The sequence below is a fragment of the Streptomyces sp. NBC_01750 genome (assembly GCF_035918095.1).
In the GTDB taxonomy this organism is placed as follows: Bacteria; Actinomycetota; Actinomycetes; order Streptomycetales; family Streptomycetaceae; genus Streptomyces.
Map to the genome: position 1 here is coordinate 2995800 of NZ_CP109137.1, position 17535 is coordinate 3013334.

Sequence of the window (17535 nt, forward strand, 5' to 3'; positions counted from 1 at the left end):
CCTAGGCAGCCTGCCGCCGCCCGGTCACGGCTTTCCGATCACTTGGCCGGGTCGGGTGTCGCGGTCACGGTGACCGTGACGGTGACGGTAGGCCCCGGCGGGTCGCCCGGGCGGTGGGTCTCGGGGGTGCGAGTGGGCGTGCGGGTCGGCGTGCCTGCGCAGTTGCCGAGGACGCTGGCCTCGAAGACGACCTTGCCGTCGACCTTGGCGATGAGATCGCCGCGTACGCACTTTCCCGAGCGCTCCTCCGTGACCTTGCCCTTGAGCGTGATGCCCTGGCCGGTATTGGTCTCGCCCTGGCAGTCGACGGTTGCCACGCTACGGGCGGAGGGCGAGGCGGACGCCGTGCCGGCCGTCTTCGGGCCGCCGCCCATTGTCGCCGTACAGCTGAGCCACCGTACGTCGAAGCCCAGTCGCTCGAGGGTGCTGGTGCCGGTCTTGTCGGTGGTGACTGCGACGGCGACGGAACTCAGCCCGCCGCCCGACGCCGGTTCACAGGCCGCAACACACACAACTGCCGTACCAACAACGCCGATTGCGGCAAGGATGCGCCGGTGTCGTATTCGTCTCAAGCCCCGCATGAGGGCAGAGTGTCACCGAGTGCCCTGAAGGAAAAGAGTGGTTGCGGCCACCTTTACCCCGTACGGTCATGGAATGGCCAGGAAGCTGATCCGGACGCGCCGGCTCGTCGTCGACGAGAACACCGTCTACATGTGGTCGGTCCGTCACAAGCACGCGCGCACCGACGGGCGTTGCCCGGACTGCCGCACCACGCTCTCACTGCGGCGCGAGGGCACGACGGCGCGCCTGGAGCTCGCCTTCCGGGCGGGCCCGGGCCGGGTCGTCGCCGACGGCTACTGGGAATCGGGCTCGGTGGGCGACACCGAGCAGAACTGGCTGAACCTCTACGAGCCGGGGTCGGCGCGGCGGCTCCTCGACGAGGCGACAGTGCGCGGGCTGCTGCCCACCGCGGCCGGGACGACCGAGGTCGACGGCTGGCCGCTGTTCGACGCGGTGGTGGCGAACGAGAAGGGCTAGGACGTGAAAGGGCCGCTTCAGGACCAGCGGCCGGTGCGGCCCAGCAGCAGCGCAGTGGCCGCCGTGCCCGCCGTCGACGTGCGCAGCACGCTGCGCCCGAGCCGGTACGGCTTCGCGCCCGCCTCGGCAAATGCCGCCAACTCCTCCGGCGACACGCCCCCTTCGGGCCCGACGACCAGCACGATCGAGCCATCCGCGGGCAGTTCCGCGGTGGCCAGCGGCTCGGCGCCCTCCTCGTGCAGCACCGCCGCGAAGTCGGCTTCGGCCAGAAGTGAGGCAACCTGCTTGGTCGTTGCGGCGTCCGCGATCTCCGGGAAGCGCAGCCTGCGCGACTGCTTGCCCGCCTCGCGCGCCGTGGCCCGCCACTTGGCGAGGGCCTTGCCGCCCCGCTCTCCCCGCCACTGCGTGATGCAGCGGGCGGCGGCCCACGGCACCACGGCGTCCACACCGGTCTCCGTCATGGTCTCTACCGCGAGTTCGCCGCGGTCGCCCTTGGGCAGGGCCTGGACGACGGTGATACGAGGCGTGGGTTCGGGCTCCGTCGGGAACTCGAACGGCTCGACGATCAGCCGGTCCTTGCCCTCCGTCCGCAGGACGACACCGGCCGCGCCGCGTCCTCGCCCGTCGGTGAGCACGATGCCCTCACCGGACTGCAGCCTGCGTACGGAGACGGCGTGCCGTCCCTCGGGCCCGTCCAGCGTGAGGACCGCACCAGGACCCACGCCGTCCAGCGAGTCGACGACGAATACGGGGGCGGTCATCACGCACCGCCCAGCGCCAGCGCGGCCCGTGCGGAGTCGAGTTCGGCGGCGAGCACATCGACGAGCTGACCGGCGGGCAGTTCGCGCGCCATCCGGTGGCCCTGTCCGGCCCAGAGGGCCATGCCCTGCGGGTCTCCCGCCTTGGCGGCGGCCTTGCGCAGGCCGCTCGTCAGATGGTGCACCTGGGGATAGGCGGCGGGGGCGTACGGACCGTGCTCCCGCATGAAGCGGTTGACGAGGCCACGGGCGGGCCGCCCGGAGAAGGCACGGGTGAGTTCGGTGCGGACGAACAACGGATTGGTCATGGCCTGCTTGTGCAGCACATTGGCGCCGGACTCGGGACAGACCAGGAACGCGGTCCCGAGCTGCGCGGCGCTCGCACCTGCCGCGAGCACGGCGGCGATCTGGCCGCCGCGCATCAGTCCGCCGGCGGCGATGACCGGCAGCTGCACGGTCTCGCGGACCAGCCCGATGAGCGAGAGCAGCCCGATCCCCGAGCCGTCGGCGGCGGGGTCGTCCCGGTGCGTGCCCTGGTGGCCGCCGGCCTCGATGCCCTGTACACACACGGCGTCGGCACCGGCCCACTGCGCGGCCTGCGCCTCCTCGGGCGTGGTGACGGTGACCACGGTGAAGGTCCCGGCCTTCGCGAAGGAGTCGAGCACATCGCGGGTCGGGCAGCCGAAGGTGAAGGAGACCACCGGCACGGGGTCGTCGAGGAGGATGGCGAGCTTGGCCTCGTACCCGTCGTCCCGTCCGCTGTCGGGGTCGCCGAGAGGTGTCTCGTACCAGGCGGCCTCACCGGCGAGCTGCTGCCGGTAGACATCGACGGCGGCGGGGTCGGCGGTGGTGGGCTGCGGCATGAAGAGATTGACGCCGAAGGGCTGACCGGTGAGCCCGCGGATCTGTTTGACCTCCTGGTACATGCCGTCCGCGGTCTTGTATCCGGCGGCGAGGAAGCCGAGCCCGCCGGCATCGGAGACGGAGGCGGCGAGCTGCGGACAGGAGGCGCCGCCCGCCATGGGGGCCTGCACGATCGGATACCGGCAGAGATCGGTCAGTGCGGAGGACATGCAGGCATGGTGCCATGTTGGCCGCGCGCGGCCGAATCGGGTGTTCCGCGGCCGGCGGGGGTGCGGGGGCGGGCCATTCCCCTGCCCGCGCCTTCCCGCTGTGTCGATCTGCGGCCCCGCCGCGTGGTGTGGGGGCGAGCCCCCGGACCCTTGTACGCCCCCCCGGGCGTGTCCTCAATCGCCGGACGGGTTGAGATTCCGCCCGCCGGGCGGAAATCCAGCCCACCGGCCGGAAGGTTCAGCCCCGCCGGGCGGAAGGTTCCGCCCGGCCGACGATCGAGGCGCGGAGTCCGGGGCGGAGCCCCGACACCAGCCTCGCCGACGATCGAGGCGCGGGAGCCGGGGCAGACTCCGGAAACGGGCAACCCGCACTCCCGCCCCAACGGCTACCGCCCGTTGAACGCGTCCTTCAGGCGGGAGAACAATCCCTGCTGCCCCGGCTGGAACTGCCCCGTCGGCCGCTCCTCGCCGCGCAGCTTCGCCAGATCCCGCAGCAGCCGTTCCTGGTCCGCGTCCAGCTTCGACGGCGTCATCACCTCGACGTGCACGATCAGGTCGCCCCGGCCGCCGCCCCGCAGATGCGTGATGCCACGCCCGTGCAGCGGGATCGACTGGCCGGACTGTGTGCCCGGGCGGATGTCGATCTCCTCGATGCCGTCGAGCGTCTCCAGCGGGCACTTCGTGCCCAGCGCCGCCGCCGTCATGGGGATCGTCACCGTGCAGTGCAGATCGTCACCGCGCCGCTGGAAGACCGCGTGCGGCAGCTCGTGGATCTCGACGTACAGGTCACCCGCCGGGCCGCCGCCCGGGCCGACCTCGCCCTCGCCCGCGAGCTGGATGCGGGTGCCGTTGTCGACGCCCGCCGGGATCTTCACGGTCAGCGTCCGGCGCGAGCGGATGCGGCCGTCGCCGGCGCACTCCGGGCACGGCGTCGGCACGACCGTGCCGAAGCCCTGGCACTGCGGGCACGGCCGCGAGGTCATGACCTGACCCAGGAAGGACCGCGTCACCTGCGAGACCTCACCGCGTCCGCGGCACATGTCGCAGGTCTGCGCCGAGGTCCCCGGCGCCGCGCCCTCACCGGAGCACGTCGTACAGACGACAGCCGTGTCGACCTGGATGTCCTTGGTCGTGCCGAAGGCCGCTTCGTTGAGATCGATCTCCAGCCGGATCATCGCATCCTGGCCCCGTCGCGTACGCGACCTGGGCCCCCGCTGCGACGCCGTACCGAAGAACGCGTCCATGATGTCGGAGAAGTTGCCGAAGCCACCGGCCCCGAATCCGCCCGCGCCTCCGCCGCCCGCCTGGGACAACGGGTCTCCGCCGAGGTCGTAGACCTGCTTCTTCTGCGGGTCCGACAACACCTCGTACGCGGCGTTGATCTCCTTGAAGCGCTCCTGCGTCTTCGGGTCCGGATTCACATCCGGGTGGAGTTCGCGCGCAAGCCGGCGGAAGGCCTTCTTGATCTCGTCCTGCGATGCGTCGCGGCGTACGCCGAGTACGGCGTAGTAGTCCGTGGCCACTTACGACTCCGCCAGGATCTGTCCGACGTAACGTGCCACTGCGCGTACCGCTCCCATCGTTCCGGGGTAGTCCATGCGGGTCGGTCCGACCACGCCGAGTTTGGCAACTGCCTCGTCGCCCGAACCGTAGCCGACCGCGACCACGGAAGTGGAGTTGAGGCCCTCGTGGGCGTTCTCATGACCGATACGTACGGTCATGCCCATGCCCGAGTCATTGGCCTCGCCGAGCAGCTTGAGGAGCACCACATGCTCCTCGAGCGCTTCCAGCACCGGCCGGATGGTCAGCGGGAAGTCGTGCCCGAAACGGGTGAGATTGGCGGTGCCGCCGATCACCAGCCGCTCCTCGGTCTCCTCGACCAGAGTCTCGAGCAGGGTCGCCAGCACCGTGGAGACGGTGCCGCGGTCCTCCGGCTCGAAGGACTCGGGCAGCTCCTGCACCAGCTGCGGCACATCCGCGAAGCGGCGCCCGACGACCCGGCTGTTGAGCCGGGCCCGCAGGTCCGCCAGCGCGGTCTCGCCGAACGGCGCGGGGCAGTCGATCATGCGCTGCTCGACCCGTCCGGTGTCCGTGATGAGCACGAGCATCAGCCGGGCCGGCGCGAGGGAGAGGAGTTCCACATGCCGGACCGTGGACCGGGTCAGCGAGGGGTACTGGACGACGGCGACCTGCCGGGTCAGCTGCGCCAGCAGCCGTACCGTACGGCCCACGACGTCGTCCAGGTCGACGGCTCCGTCCAGGAAGTTCTGGATGGCGCGCCGCTCGGGCGACGACAGGGGCTTGACGCCCGCCAGCTTGTCGACGAAGAGCCGGTAGCCCTTGTCCGTCGGAATGCGGCCGGCGCTGGTGTGCGGCTGGGCGATGAACCCTTCCTCTTCCAGCACCGCCATGTCGTTACGGACAGTAGCCGGGGAGACACCGAGCCTGTGCCGTTCGGTGAGAGCCTTGGAGCCGACGGGCTCCTCTGTGCCGACATAGTCCTGGACGATGGCGCGCAGCACTTCGAGTCTGCGTTCGCTGAGCATCGCGCACACCTCCAGCCGTGGTTCCTTGGTGGTACTGCCTGGCACTCGATACGTTCGAGTGCCAGCACTCCCCCGAGCCAGTGTACGGCTGTCGGGTACGCCCCTAGCAAGGGCGTTCTGCAAGGGGCGGCCGATCACGCTACCGTGCGACACCGCTGGTCCCTGCCGATAGCGTCGCGGTATGGACGTCAGTTGGGAAGAGTTCGGCTGGGAGCGCTTGGCCGACGGGGTGGGGCGCCGGCGGATGCCTGTCTGGGACGCGACCGTCGGATTGGTCGCCGGCGACGACCGTGTCCTCATGTACGACACGGGTTCGACGCTCCGTGAGGGCGCCGAGCTCCGCACCCAGGCGCAGGCGCTGCTGGGCGGCCGCCGAGTGACGCATATCGCACTGAGCCATCCGCACTTCGATCATGTACTGGGGACCGCGGCGTTCTCGGGGGCCGAGGTGTTCGGCGCGGTAGGCCTCGACGACCTGATGGGGCGCGAGCGGGACGAGATCCGCGACGCGGCCGTACGGCACGGTGTCCCCGCGAAGGAGGCCGCGGAGGCCGCCGATCTGCTGGTGCTGCCGCGCCATCTGGTGTGCGGGGAGTGGACGCTCGAGCTGGGCGGCCGCCAGGTGCTGCTGGCCAATGTCGGGCCCGGCCACACGGGCCACGATCTGGCACTGCTGGTGCCGGACGGCGGCCCGGGCAGCCCGGAGGTGGTCTTCTGCGGGGATCTGGTGGAGGAGTCGGGCGAACCGCAGGCGGGCCCGGACGCGATCCCGTCCCGCTGGCCGGCGGCGCTGGACCGGCTGCTGTCGCTGGGCGGCGAGGACGCGGTATATGTCCCAGGGCACGGGGCGAGAGTCGACGCGGCTTTCGTACGCGCGCAGCGGGATTCGTTGGCGGAGCGCTTCAGTGTGTCGTAGCGTCGGCCAAATGCGCAGCTACAGCCCGGATCTGACGCCTCCTTGGAAGAAGCGGCAGCCGGCCCCGGAGGTCCCCGCCGAGTCCGACCTGGTCGTGGAGGAGGTCACGACGGGTTTCTGCGGTGCGGTGATCCGTACCGAGAAGACCGCGGAGGGCCCGACGGTCACGCTCGAGGACCGCTTCGGCAAGCACCGGGTGTTCCCGCTGGTCCCGCGGGGGTTTCTGCTGGAGGGCCGGGTGGTCACGCTGGTCCGCCCCTCGGCGACGGCACCGGCCCGCCCGGCGCGTACGGCCTCCGGCTCGGTCGCGGTCCCGGGGGCACGGGCGAGGGTCGCGCGGGCGGGCCGTATCTATGTGGAAGGCCGCCACGACGCGGAGCTCGTCGAACGGGTCTGGGGTGACGATCTGCGGATCGAGGGCGTGGTGGTGGAGTACCTGGAAGGCATCGACGACCTCCCGTCGATCGTCAAGGACTTCGCGCCCGGCCCGGACGCGCGCCTCGGGGTGCTGGTGGATCATCTGGTCCCGGGCTCGAAGGAGTCCCGTATCGCGTCCCAGGTCGCCGGCGATCACGCCCTGATCGTGGGCCACCCCTACATCGACGTCTGGGAGGCGGTGAAGCCGTCCTCGGTCGGCATCCGGGCATGGCCGTCGGTGCCGCGCGGCCAGGACTGGAAGACGGGAGTCTGCCGCGCACTGGGCTGGCCGGAGAACACGGGAGCGGCGTGGCAGCGGATTCTGGGCGGGGTCCGGAGCTACCGGGACCTGGAACCGGAGCTCCTGGGCTCGGTGGAGCACCTGATCGACTTCGTGACGGCACCGCCCGCCTGAGCGGCGTCAGTCCACCAGGTCCCGTACCACCGCGTCCGCCAGCAGGCGGCCCCGCTGCGTCAGTACGGCCCGGCCCTCCTCGTACGGTCCCGGCTCCAGCAGGCCGTCCGACAGGGCACCGGCCGCCGCCGCCAGGCCCGCCGGGCGCAGCAGCCCCAGCTCGCAGCCGTCCCGGAGCCTGAGCTCCAGCAGGATCCGCTCCACCCGGCGGTCCTCCGCAGAGAGGAGCTCGCGGCCCGCGCCCGGCGAGCGGCCCTCCGCCAGCGCCGCCGCGTACGCGCCCGGGTGCTTCACATTCCACCAGCGCACCCCGCCCACATGGCTGTGGGCGCCGGGGCCCGCGCCCCACCAGTCCGCGCCGCGCCAGTACAGCTCGTTGTGCAGGCACCGGCCCGCCTCGGAGGTGGCCCAGTTGGAGACCTCGTACCAGTCGAAGCCCGCGTCCCCGAGCACCGAGTCCGCGATCAGATACCGGTCCGCGTGGACGTCGTCGTCGGTCATCGGGACCTCGCCGCGGCGGATCCGCCGCGCAAGCTGTGTGCCTTCCTCGACGATCAGCGCGTACGCCGAGATGTGGTCCGGACCCGCGCCCACCGCGGCCGCCAGGGACGCGCGCCAGTCGTCGTCGCTCTCGCCGGGCGTGCCGTAGATCAGGTCGAGGTTCACATGGTCGAAGCCCGCAGCCCGTGCCTCCGCGACGCACGCCTCCGGGCGGCCCGGCGTATGCGTACGGTCCAGCACCTTCAGCACATGCTGCCGCGCGCTCTGCATCCCGAAGGAGATCCGGTTGAAGCCGCCCTCCCGCAGCTCGGCGAGATACGCCGGGTCCACCGACTCCGGGTTCGCCTCGGTCGTGATCTCCGCGCCGTCCTCGAACCCGAACTCCTCGCGGACCGCTTCCAGCATCCGCACCAGGTCCGAGGCCGCGAGCAGCGTCGGCGTACCGCCTCCGACGAACACGGTCCGCACCTGCCTCGGGTCGTCGCCCAGTACCTTGCGGGCGAGGCGGACCTCGTCCGCGACCATCGCGGCGTAGTTGTCCCGGGAGGCGAGCACGCCGCCCGAGCCGCGCAGCTCCGTCGCCGTGTAGGTGTTGAAGTCGCAGTAGCCGCAGCGCGTCGCGCAGTACGGCACATGCAGATAGAAGGCGAGCGGCCGGTCCCCGGCGCCCGTCAGGGCGGACGCGGGCAGCGCCCCGTCCTCGGGCATGGGCTCACCATCGGGCAGTACGGAAGGCATGCTCCCCATTGTCCGTCACCTCGCGAGTGCCCCGGGACGGCTACCGCGCCTTGAGCACCAGCAACGCCAGATCGTCCTCCGGCGGCGCCTCCCCGAACTCGTACACCGCCTGTTTGATCCGCTCCGCGACCCCTTGCGCGGTCAGGCCCGCGCAGCCGGCGAGCACCCGGGCGAGCCCGTCCTCGTCGTCGAACATCCGCGTCCCCGAGCGCCGCTCCGTCACCCCGTCCGTGACGCAGAGAAGGGTGTCCCCGGGCTCCAGGTCGAAAGTCTGGCTCTGGTACGCGACGTCCTCGACGACCCCGAGCAGCACCTGCGACTCGGCCGCGGTGAGCACCCGGCCGTCGGGCCGCAGCAGCAGCGGCAGCGGATGTCCGGCGCTCGCCAGCGTGCAGCGGACGCCTCCGCCGACCCGGGGCGAGGGCACCAGCTCGCCGTAGAGCAGGGACAGGAACCGCGCCTGCGGACCCTCCGGGACGCCCTGACCGCCCGCTGCCACGACCATCAGCGCGGCCGACTCCGCCGCCTCCATAGCGTCGTCGAGGAGCAGTCCGTTGAGCCGGTCCAGCACCTGACCGACCTGGTACCCCTCGCGGGCGAGCAGCCGCAGCCAGGGCCGGGCGAGGCCGGTGACGACCGCCGCCTCGGGTCCGCTGCCCTGGACGTCGCCGAGCATGAAGCACCAGCGGCCGCCCGAGCCGGCCGGGAAGATGTCGTAGAAGTCGCCGCCCGCGACGCCGTCGTCGCTCGGCTCGTACACCAGGAACCGGTCGACGCCGGGGATCTCCCCGACCTTGCCGGGCAGCAGACCGCGCTGCAGGACCCGGCTGATGGTGGCCTGCCGGGTGTACTGGCGGGCCGCGCTGATCGCGAGAGCCACCCGCCGTGCGAAGTCCGCGATCAGCGCGGTCGCTTCGTCGGGTACGCGTGCGAGGCCGTACCGCGCCACCAGCAGGGTGCCGAGCCCGCGTCCGCCCGTGGCCAGGCGGTAGGCGACGGCCGAGCCCTCACCGGCACCCGGTTCGCCGTCACCGGGCCAGGGGATCGGTACGGGCCCGTTGCCCGCGGCCTCGGGCAGCAGCGGCGGCTCCTTGCCCAGGGCATCGCGCAGCTGCTCCGTACGGGACTCGTCGCTGTGCCAGACCCGGGCGAGCCGCTGCGCGGCCCCCGCTCCGCCGCCCGCGCCGCAGCCGGACCCCGGCCGTCCCGCCTCGCTGTCCAGCCAGATCGCGCACCAGTCGGCGAGCCTCGGTACCAGCAGCTGCCCGGCGAGCGCCGCGACCATGTCCTCGTCGAGCTGTCCGGCGAGCAGGTCGGATGCCTCGGCGAGGAAGGAGAGGGCGCCGCGGCTGATCCAGTCCTGGTCCTCGCGCACGGTGCGCCGGGGCGAGGGGGCGAGGATCTCGGCGGCGCGCAGTCCGCGTTGCAGCGCGGGTTCGGCGCCGGGGAGCGGGCAGGTGTCCCAGCCGTCGACGGGCAGACGGGCCCAGACGGTCTTGAGGCCGGAGCGGTAGGTGATGCCCCAGCGCTCGGCGAGGGCGGCGACGAGATGGAGGCCGCGCCCGTACTCGGGCGTGCCGGAGCGTTCCTCGGCGCCGTGCGGGTCGTTGCGTACGGCCCTGGCGGGGTGGTGGTCGGAGACCTCGAGCACGAGGGCCGCGGGCTCGACGTCCGCCGACTCCTCCAGCCTGCAGAGGAGTTCGACGGTGGTGCCCGCGTGCACGACGGCGTTGGTGACGAGTTCGTTGACGATGAGAACGGCGTCGTCGGCGAGCCGGTCCGTACTGTGACTGCCCGGCGGGCACCCCCCGGACCCGCGGCAGAAGGCGCAGGTGGCGAGCATTCCGAGGTTGGTCCAGTCGGCGATGGCGGCGCGCACGAAGCGGCGCGCGGCGGACGGTGCGAGAGGGTTGCCGGGCAGGCTGGTGCGAGCGACTGAACGTGCGTCATCCCGCAGGGGGTACAACGGCGTTGTGCGGTGAACGGTCTCGCGCTGCATCGGAAGGGACCCCACTGTGCGGCTCCTGGTCGGTTCTGGCAATGCGCCGCTTATGACACCGACAGAGTGACAGACTGAGCCTGCTCATAAGCGCCGAGTCACCGAAGTGGGCGGATTATGAACAGAGAAAGTGCGTTGCCCTCCCCTCAGGCGGCGTCCCGGTTGCCTGCGGAGTCCTCGCCGCCGTCTGCCGACGGCGGCTGGATCCGCGCCTCGGAGCTGCGCCCGCTGCTGACCGCGATGACGACCCTGCGCGACGGGGACTTTCATGTGCGGATGGCCGAGGTCCATGAGGGCGTGCCCGCCGAACTGGCGGCGATGTTCAACCAGATCGCCGTGCGCAACCAGCACTTCACGGACGAGCTGTCGCGGGTGCGCAGGGAGGTCGTACGGCACGGACGGCTCGACGACCGGCTGTCGGCCAGCCCCGGCCAGGGCGCCTGGACCTCCGGTGTCATCAGTACGAACGCGCTGCTGGACGCCTTGGTGGTGCCCGCCGCGAACGCCACCCGCGTGCTGGATGCGGTGGCCGGCGGCGATCTGACCCAGCGCGTCGATCTGCACGACGGCAACCGTCAGTTGCGCGGCGATCTACGCCGGCTCGGCCGTGCGGTGAACAAGATGGTCGATCAGCTGTCGCTGTTCACCAGCGAGGTGACGCGGGTGGCGCGCGAGGTGGGCACGGAGGGCCGGCTCGGCGGACGCGCCAAGGTTCAGGGTCTTTCGGGCAGTTGGCGGGACGTCACCGAGGCGGTCAACACCATGGCCTCCCGGCTGACCGCGCAGGTGCGGGACATCGCCGCGGTGACCACGGCGGTGGCCCGCGGCGATCTGACCCGCACGGTCACGGTCGAGGCGACCGGCGAACTCCTTGAGCTGAAGCTCACCGTCAACACCATGGTCGACCAGCTCTCCGCCTTCGCCGACGAGGTCACCAGGGTCGCCCGCGAGGTCGGCACGGAAGGCCAGTTGGGTGGCCGCGCCCAGGTCCGCGGTGTTTCCGGGGTCTGGAAGGACCTCACGGACAATGTCAACTTCATGGCGTCCAACCTGACCAGTCAGGTCCGCAACATCGCGCAGGTCACCACCGCCGTCGCCAACGGCGACCTCTCCCAGAAGATCACTGTGGACGCCCAGGGCGAGATCCTGGAGCTCAAATCGACCATCAACACCATGGTCGACCAGCTCTCCGCCTTCGCCGACGAGGTCACCAGGGTCGCCCGCGAGGTCGGCACGGAAGGCAACCTCGGCGGCCGCGCCCAGGTCCGCGGCGTCTCCGGCGTCTGGAAGGACCTCACCGAGAACGTCAACTTCATGGCGGACAATCTCACTTCACAGGTCCGCAATATCGCCCTCGTGTCGACGGCCGTCGCCCAGGGCGACCTCGGCAAGAAGATCACGGTCGAGGCGAAGGGCGAGATCCTGGAGCTCAAATCGACGATCAACACCATGGTCGACCAGCTCTCCGCCTTCGCCGACGAGGTCACCAGGGTCGCCCGCGAGGTCGGCACGGAAGGCAACCTCGGCGGCCAGGCCCAGGTCCGCGGCGTCTCCGGCGTCTGGAAGGACCTCACGGACAACGTCAACTTCATGGCGTCCAACCTGACCAGTCAGGTCCGCAACATCGCGCAGGTCACCACCGCCGTCGCCAACGGCGACCTCTCCAAGAAGATCACCGTGGACGCCCGCGGCGAGATCCTGGAGCTGAAGGACACCGTCAATACGATGGTGGAGCAGCTGCGCGCCTTCGCCGACGAGGTCACCAGGGTCGCCCGCGAGGTCGGCACCGACGGCCGGCTGGGCGGCCGCGCCCAGGTTCTCGGCGTCACCGGCCTGTGGAAGGACCTGACGGACAACGTCAACTACATGGCCGACAACCTCACTTCACAAGTGCGGAACATCGCCCAGGTGGCGACGGCCGTGGCGCAGGGCGACCTTTCCAAGAAGATCGACGTGGACGCGCGCGGCGAGATCCTGGAGCTCAAGACCACCATCAACACCATGGTGGACACGCTCTCCTCGTTCTCCTCCGAGGTCACCAGGGTGGCCCGCGAGGTCGGCTCCGAGGGCCAGCTCGGCGGCCAGGCGCGGGTCGAGGGCGTGTACGGCACCTGGAAGCGGCTGACGACGAACGTCAATGAGCTGGCGCTCAACCTCACCACCCAGGTCCGCGCCATCGCCGAGGTGGCGTCCGCCGTCGCCCAGGGCGACATGTCCCGGTCGATCACGGTCGAGACCCGCGGCGAGGTCTCCGAGCTGAAGGACAACATCAATCTGATGGTGTCCAACCTCCGCGAGACCACCCGCGCCAAGGACTGGCTGGAGTCCAATCTCGCCCGCCTCGCCGGTCTGATGCAGGGCCACCGCGATCTGATGGAGGTCGCCGACCTCATCCTGCGCGAGCTGACCCCGCTGGTGAACGCGCAGTACGGCGCGTTCTTCCTGGCCGACCCCGACGCCGACGGCGCTCCGTCCCACACCACGTCCACCACCAAGGGACTGGCGTTCATCGCCGGTTACGGCTCGGCCCAGTCGGCCACCATAGACACCACCGGGATGCCGGGCCACGGCCTGGTGCGCCAGGCGGCCCTGGAGAAGAAGCGGATCCTCCTCGAGGAAGCACCGCCGGACTACATCAAGATCAACTCCGGTCTGGGCGAGGCGTCGCCGGCCAGCGTCGTCATCATCCCGATCCTCTTCGAGGACAAACTGCTCGGCGTCATCGAACTGGCGTCCTTCTCCCGCTTCTCCGACGTCCACCTGGCCTTCTTCGACCAGTTCGTGAACACCATCGGTGTCGCGATCAACACCATCATCGCCAACTCCCGTACGGAGTCACTGCTCGGCGAGTCCCAGCGGCTCGCGGTCCAGCTCCAGGAGCGCTCCGACGAGCTCCAGCGCCAGCAGGGCGAACTGCAGCGCTCCAACGCCGAGCTGGAGGAGAAGGCCGCACTGCTCGCGACCTCCTCGCAGTACAAGTCGGAGTTCCTGGCGAACATGTCGCACGAACTGCGCACGCCGCTGAACTCCCTCCTCATCCTGGCCCGGCTGCTCTCCGACAACCCGGACGGCCATCTCTCCGACCAGGAAGTGCAGTTCGCCACCACGATCCACCGCTCGGGCTCCGACCTGCTCCAGCTGATCAACGACATTCTGGACCTGTCGAAGATCGAGGCCGGCCGGATGGACGTACGCCCGAAGAAACTGCCGCTGATCAAGGTGCTCGACTATGTCCACGCCACGTTCCGTCCGATCACCCTCGACCGCGGGCTCGCCTTCGAGGTCGCGGTCGGCGAGGACGTACCGCGCGAGATGTACTCCGACGAGCAGCGACTCCAGCAGATTCTGCGCAATCTGCTCTCCAACGCCATCAAGTTCACCTCCTCCGGCCGCGTCGAACTGAGGGTGGAGAGGGTCAAGGACCCCGACGACAAGCTGCTCAAGGGCATCGACGACCTGATCGCCTTCGCCGTGGCCGACACCGGCATCGGTATCGCCCCGGAGAAGCTCCCGGTGATCTTCGAGGCGTTCCAGCAGGCCGACGGCACGACCAACCGCAAGTACGGCGGAACAGGCCTCGGCCTGTCCATCAGCCGGGAGATCGCCGGGCTGCTCGGCGGCCGCATCATCGCCGAGAGCGAGCCGGGCCGTGGATCCACCTTCACGCTGTACGTCCCCGTCCTGTACCCCGGCCATGCCGGCGGCGAGAGCGACGGCTCCCATGACGGCCACGACATCCATGACATGCCGCTGGCCGCGCCCGAGCGGCACCACAGCGAGCCTGTGCCGCGCCCGGACCCGGAGGACGGCTGGCCCACGACGAACAAGCTGGAGGAGTGGAAGTCGGGCCGGGCGGGCCGGATCCTGCCGGGCCGCCGCGTCCTCATCGTCGACGACGACATCCGCAACGTCTTCGCGCTCACCCATGTGCTCGGCAGAGTGGGCATGCCCGTGCTCTACGCGGAGAACGGCCGGGAAGGCATCGAGACACTCGAGCGCAACCCCGACGTCGAACTGATCCTGATGGACATCATGATGCCCGAGATGGACGGGTACGAGACGATCGAGGCCATACGGCGCAGCCCGCTCTGGACCGACCTCCCGATCATCGCCCTCACCGCCAAGGCAATGCCGGGCGACCGCGAGAAGTCGATCGCGCAGGGCGCCAACGACTACGTACCGAAGCCGGTCGACGTCGACCGTCTGCTGACCGTCGTCTGTTCCGTGCTGGATCCGGAGAGTGGAACGGCCGGGCCGGACAGTGCGCCATTGGCCGCAGAACCTGCAATACCGGGGCAGCCGATCGGCGATGGGAACCCGACTGCCCCGCCGACGATCACGTGAGGCAGACACGATGAGCACAGAGGCACCCACCGCCGACCGCGCGAGCATCCTCCTGGTGGACGACATGGAGGACAATCTCGTGGCCCTCGAGGCAGTACTGGGGTCCCTCAACGAACCGCTGGTCCGGGCCCGTTCGGGGGAGGAGGCGATGAAGGCGCTGCTGCGGCAGAAGTTCGCGGTGGTCCTGCTGGATGTGCGGATGCCCGGCATGGACGGCTTCGAGACAGCGTCCAACATCAAGCGGCTCGACCAGACGAAGGACGTCCCGATCATCTTCCTGACCGGGACGGACGCCGACAGTGGCTATGCCTTCCGGGGTTACGCAACCGGGGCGGCGGACTTCCTCACCAAACCGTTCGATCCCTGGGTGCTGCGCGCCAAGGTGAATGTCTTCCTCGAACTGCACCGCAAGAACCGCCAGTTGGAGCGGATGCTGGCACAGGAGCAGGAGCAGCTGGGCCAGATGTCGAAGCGGCTGAGTGCGATCGAGAGCGAGCTGGACAGGAGCGGCCCGAGCGACATACCGGAGGTGCGGGTGCAGTTGACCCGGGTGGAGGAGATCCTGAGGGACCTGCGCCGCGGGCGGAGCCAGTAGCCCCGCCCGCGGCACATTCGGTCCCGCGGGCGGGCTCCCGCCCGCCGGCCGGTCCTACGCCTCGCGCGGTTACGACTCGCGGGAGCCTGCGTACATGTCCTCGATGAGGTCCTTGTACTCGCGCTCGACGACCGGCCGCTTCAGCTTGAGGCTGGGCGTCAGCTCGCCGTGCTCGATGTCCAGGTCCCGCGGGAGCAGGCGGAACTTCTTGATCGTCTGCCAGCGCTGCAGCCCCTCGTTGAGCCGCTTCACATAGCCCTCGATGAGCTGCTCGGCCTCCTTGGTGGCGACCACCTCGGCGTACGGCTTGCCGTCCAGGCCGTTCTCCTTGGCCCAGCCGAGGATGGTCGGCTCGTCCAGCGCGATCAGCGCGGTGCAGAAGTTACGGTCCGCGCCGTGCACCAGGATGTTGGAGACGAACGGGCACACCGCCTTGAACTGGCCCTCGACCTCGGCCGGCGCGATGTACTTACCGCCGGAGGTCTTGATCAGGTCCTTCTTGCGGTCCGTGATGCGCAGGTAGCCGTCCTCGGACAGTTCTCCGATGTCACCGGTGTGGAACCAGCCGTCGGATTCGAGGACTTCGGCGGTCTTCTCGGGCAGGCGGTGGTAGCCCTCCATGATGCCGGGGCCGCGCAGCAGGATCTCGCCGTCGTCGGCGATACGCACCTCGGTGCCGGGCAGCGGCTTGCCTACGGTGCCCGTGCGGTACGCCTCGCCCGGGTTGACGAAGGACGCGGCGCTGGACTCCGTGAGGCCGTAGCCCTCGAGGATGTGGATACCTGCGCCGGCGAAGAAGTAGCCGATGTCGGGCGCGAGCGCGGCCGAGCCGGAAACCGCAGCGCGCAGATTGCCGCCGAAGGCCTCGCGCAGCTTGGAGTAGACGAGCACGTCGGCGACCTTGTGCTTGGCGGTGAGTCCGAAGGGCGCGGAGGCCGAGCCCGTACGGCGGAAGTTGTCCTGCGCGACCTTGGCGTACTCGCGGGCGACCCCGGCCGCCCACTGGAAGATCTTGTACTTCGCGCCACCGCCGGCCCGCGCCTTGGCCGCGACTCCGTTGTAGACCTTCTCGAAGATGCGCGGCACGGCCGCCATGTACGTCGGCCGGACCACCGGCAGATTCTCGATGATCTTGTCGACCCGGCCGTCGACGGCGGTGACATGGCCGACTTCGATCTGCCCGGAGGTCAGCACCTTGCCGAAGACATGGGCGAGCGGCAGCCAGAGGTACTGCACGTCGTCCTTGCTGATCAGCCCGGTCGCGGCGGTCGCCCTGGCCATGTAGGACCAGTTGTCGTGCGGCAGCCGCACACCCTTGGGCCGGCCCGTGGTGCCGGAGGTGTAGATCAGCGTGGCCAGCTGGTCGGCCCTGATCGCATCGACCCGCTCCTTGACGGAGTCCGGGTGCTTGGCGAGGTACTCCGCGCCGCGGGCTTCCAGGTCGGCAAGCGAAAGCACCCAGCCCTCGGGGTCGCTCTCGTCCGGCTCCACACCCTTCGCGTCGACGACCACGACGTGCTTCAGGTCCTGCAGCTCGGCCCGCCTTTCACGCGCCTTGGCCAGCTGGGAGGCATCCTCGGCGATCAGCACCCGGCTCTCGGAGTCGGAGAGGATGTACGCCGATTCCTCGGCGTTGGTGGACGGGTAGATCGTGGTGGTCGCACCGCCCGCGCACATCACGCCGAGGTCGGCGAGGATCCACTCGACCCGGGTTGAGGAGGCGAGCGCGACGCGCTCCTCGGGGCGTACCCCCAGGGCGATCAGTCCGGCCGCGATGGCGTAGACCCGCTCTGCGGCCTGCCCCCAGGTCAGGGCCTTCCAGTCGTCGGGCCCCTGACCGGTGGCGGGGGCCACCGGATAGCGGTAGGCCTCGGCGTCCGGCGTAGCCGCCACGCGCTCGGTGAAGAGACACGCCACGGACGGCGGTCGGTTCTCGATCAGGGTCTTTGTGTCGCTCACGACGTCCTCCGGGCCTGCGGCAGCACTGCACGAGTGGCTGTTGTTTAACTGGCGAGTAACCATCGAGCCGTGCTCAGGGTAGAGCGCCCGGGACCTGCGCGTAAGGGGCTACGGGCTGCCGCTTGATAACGAACGGAACGCTCGGCCGGTGGCTGGAACCGCTGGTCGGTGTATCCATCACCTATCGGGTGATGCGTCCGCAGCCATGCGAAAAGCGCCCGTCCGGACCCCGGCGG

At 70.2% G+C, this 17535-nt stretch carries 13 protein-coding genes; 5 read left to right on the forward strand and 8 right to left on the reverse strand.

The window, feature by feature from the left end; translation table 11 throughout:
• Positions 1-38: 38 nt before the first annotated feature.
• Positions 39-581: a hypothetical protein gene (locus tag OG966_RS13540; protein ID WP_406732075.1), complete on the reverse strand. Its 543-nt coding sequence runs from the start codon at positions 579-581 to the stop codon at positions 39-41.
• A 73-nt stretch (positions 582-654) separates the two neighbouring features.
• On the opposite strand from OG966_RS13540, the gene OG966_RS13545 reads away from it, so the two are divergent.
• Positions 655-1038, forward strand: coding sequence for a hypothetical protein (locus tag OG966_RS13545; RefSeq protein WP_326649844.1), 384 nt, complete (start codon positions 655-657; stop codon positions 1036-1038).
• Between the two features lie 17 nt (positions 1039-1055).
• On the opposite strand, the gene OG966_RS13550 is transcribed toward OG966_RS13545, so the two are convergent.
• From OG966_RS13550 to hrcA, 4 genes are all read right to left on the reverse strand, one after another.
• Positions 1056-1799 (reverse strand): 16S rRNA (uracil(1498)-N(3))-methyltransferase, encoded by a 744-nt coding sequence (locus OG966_RS13550; protein WP_326649845.1) that lies wholly within the window; start codon positions 1797-1799, stop codon positions 1056-1058.
• The gene (locus OG966_RS13555; RefSeq protein ID WP_326649846.1) at positions 1799-2869 is read right to left on the reverse strand and encodes a nitronate monooxygenase; all 1071 of its coding nucleotides are present in this window, start codon (positions 2867-2869) and stop codon (positions 1799-1801) included. The genes OG966_RS13550 and OG966_RS13555 overlap by 1 nt, the downstream gene beginning before the upstream one ends.
• Before the next feature lie 386 nt (positions 2870-3255).
• Positions 3256-4392 (reverse strand): molecular chaperone DnaJ, encoded by a 1137-nt coding sequence (dnaJ, locus tag OG966_RS13560; protein ID WP_326649847.1) that lies wholly within the window; start codon positions 4390-4392, stop codon positions 3256-3258.
• Positions 4393-5415, reverse strand: coding sequence for a heat-inducible transcriptional repressor HrcA (gene hrcA / locus OG966_RS13565; protein ID WP_326649848.1), 1023 nt, complete (start codon positions 5413-5415; stop codon positions 4393-4395).
• Positions 5416-5596: 181 nt separating this feature from the next.
• Between hrcA and OG966_RS13570 the strand changes: the two genes are divergently transcribed.
• Positions 5597-6331 carry an MBL fold metallo-hydrolase gene (locus tag OG966_RS13570; RefSeq protein WP_326649849.1) on the forward strand — a complete coding sequence of 245 codons (735 nt, stop codon included), beginning with the start codon at positions 5597-5599 and terminating at the stop codon, positions 6329-6331.
• Between the two features lie 10 nt (positions 6332-6341).
• Positions 6342-7163, forward strand: a complete 822-nt coding sequence (locus OG966_RS13575) for a DUF3097 domain-containing protein (protein ID WP_326649850.1) — start codon at positions 6342-6344, stop codon at positions 7161-7163.
• A gap of 6 nt (positions 7164-7169) precedes the next feature.
• Here OG966_RS13575 and hemW read toward each other — a convergent pair whose 3' ends face one another.
• Together hemW and OG966_RS13585 are read right to left on the reverse strand one after the other, a co-directional pair.
• Positions 7170-8402: a radical SAM family heme chaperone HemW gene (hemW, locus tag OG966_RS13580; RefSeq protein WP_326649851.1), complete on the reverse strand. Its 1233-nt coding sequence runs from the start codon at positions 8400-8402 to the stop codon at positions 7170-7172.
• Positions 8403-8442: 40 nt separating this feature from the next.
• Positions 8443-10401: an ATP-binding SpoIIE family protein phosphatase gene (locus tag OG966_RS13585; protein ID WP_326655189.1), complete on the reverse strand. Its 1959-nt coding sequence runs from the start codon at positions 10399-10401 to the stop codon at positions 8443-8445.
• 240 nt (positions 10402-10641) lie between these two features.
• Here OG966_RS13585 and OG966_RS13590 point away from each other — a divergent pair, with 240 nt between their 5' ends.
• Together OG966_RS13590 and OG966_RS13595 are read left to right on the forward strand one after the other, a co-directional pair.
• Entirely contained in the window at positions 10642-14745 is a 4104-nt protein-coding gene (locus OG966_RS13590) for a HAMP domain-containing protein (RefSeq protein ID WP_326655190.1), read from the forward strand.
• 10 nt (positions 14746-14755) lie between these two features.
• Positions 14756-15340 carry a response regulator gene (locus tag OG966_RS13595; RefSeq protein ID WP_326649852.1) on the forward strand — a complete coding sequence of 195 codons (585 nt, stop codon included), beginning with the start codon at positions 14756-14758 and terminating at the stop codon, positions 15338-15340.
• Between the two features lie 69 nt (positions 15341-15409).
• Here the strand turns inward: OG966_RS13595 and OG966_RS13600 are convergent, their stop codons facing one another.
• Positions 15410-17299 (reverse strand): AMP-dependent synthetase/ligase, encoded by a 1890-nt coding sequence (locus OG966_RS13600; RefSeq protein WP_326649853.1) that lies wholly within the window; start codon positions 17297-17299, stop codon positions 15410-15412.
• Positions 17300-17535: the final 236 nt, after the last annotated feature.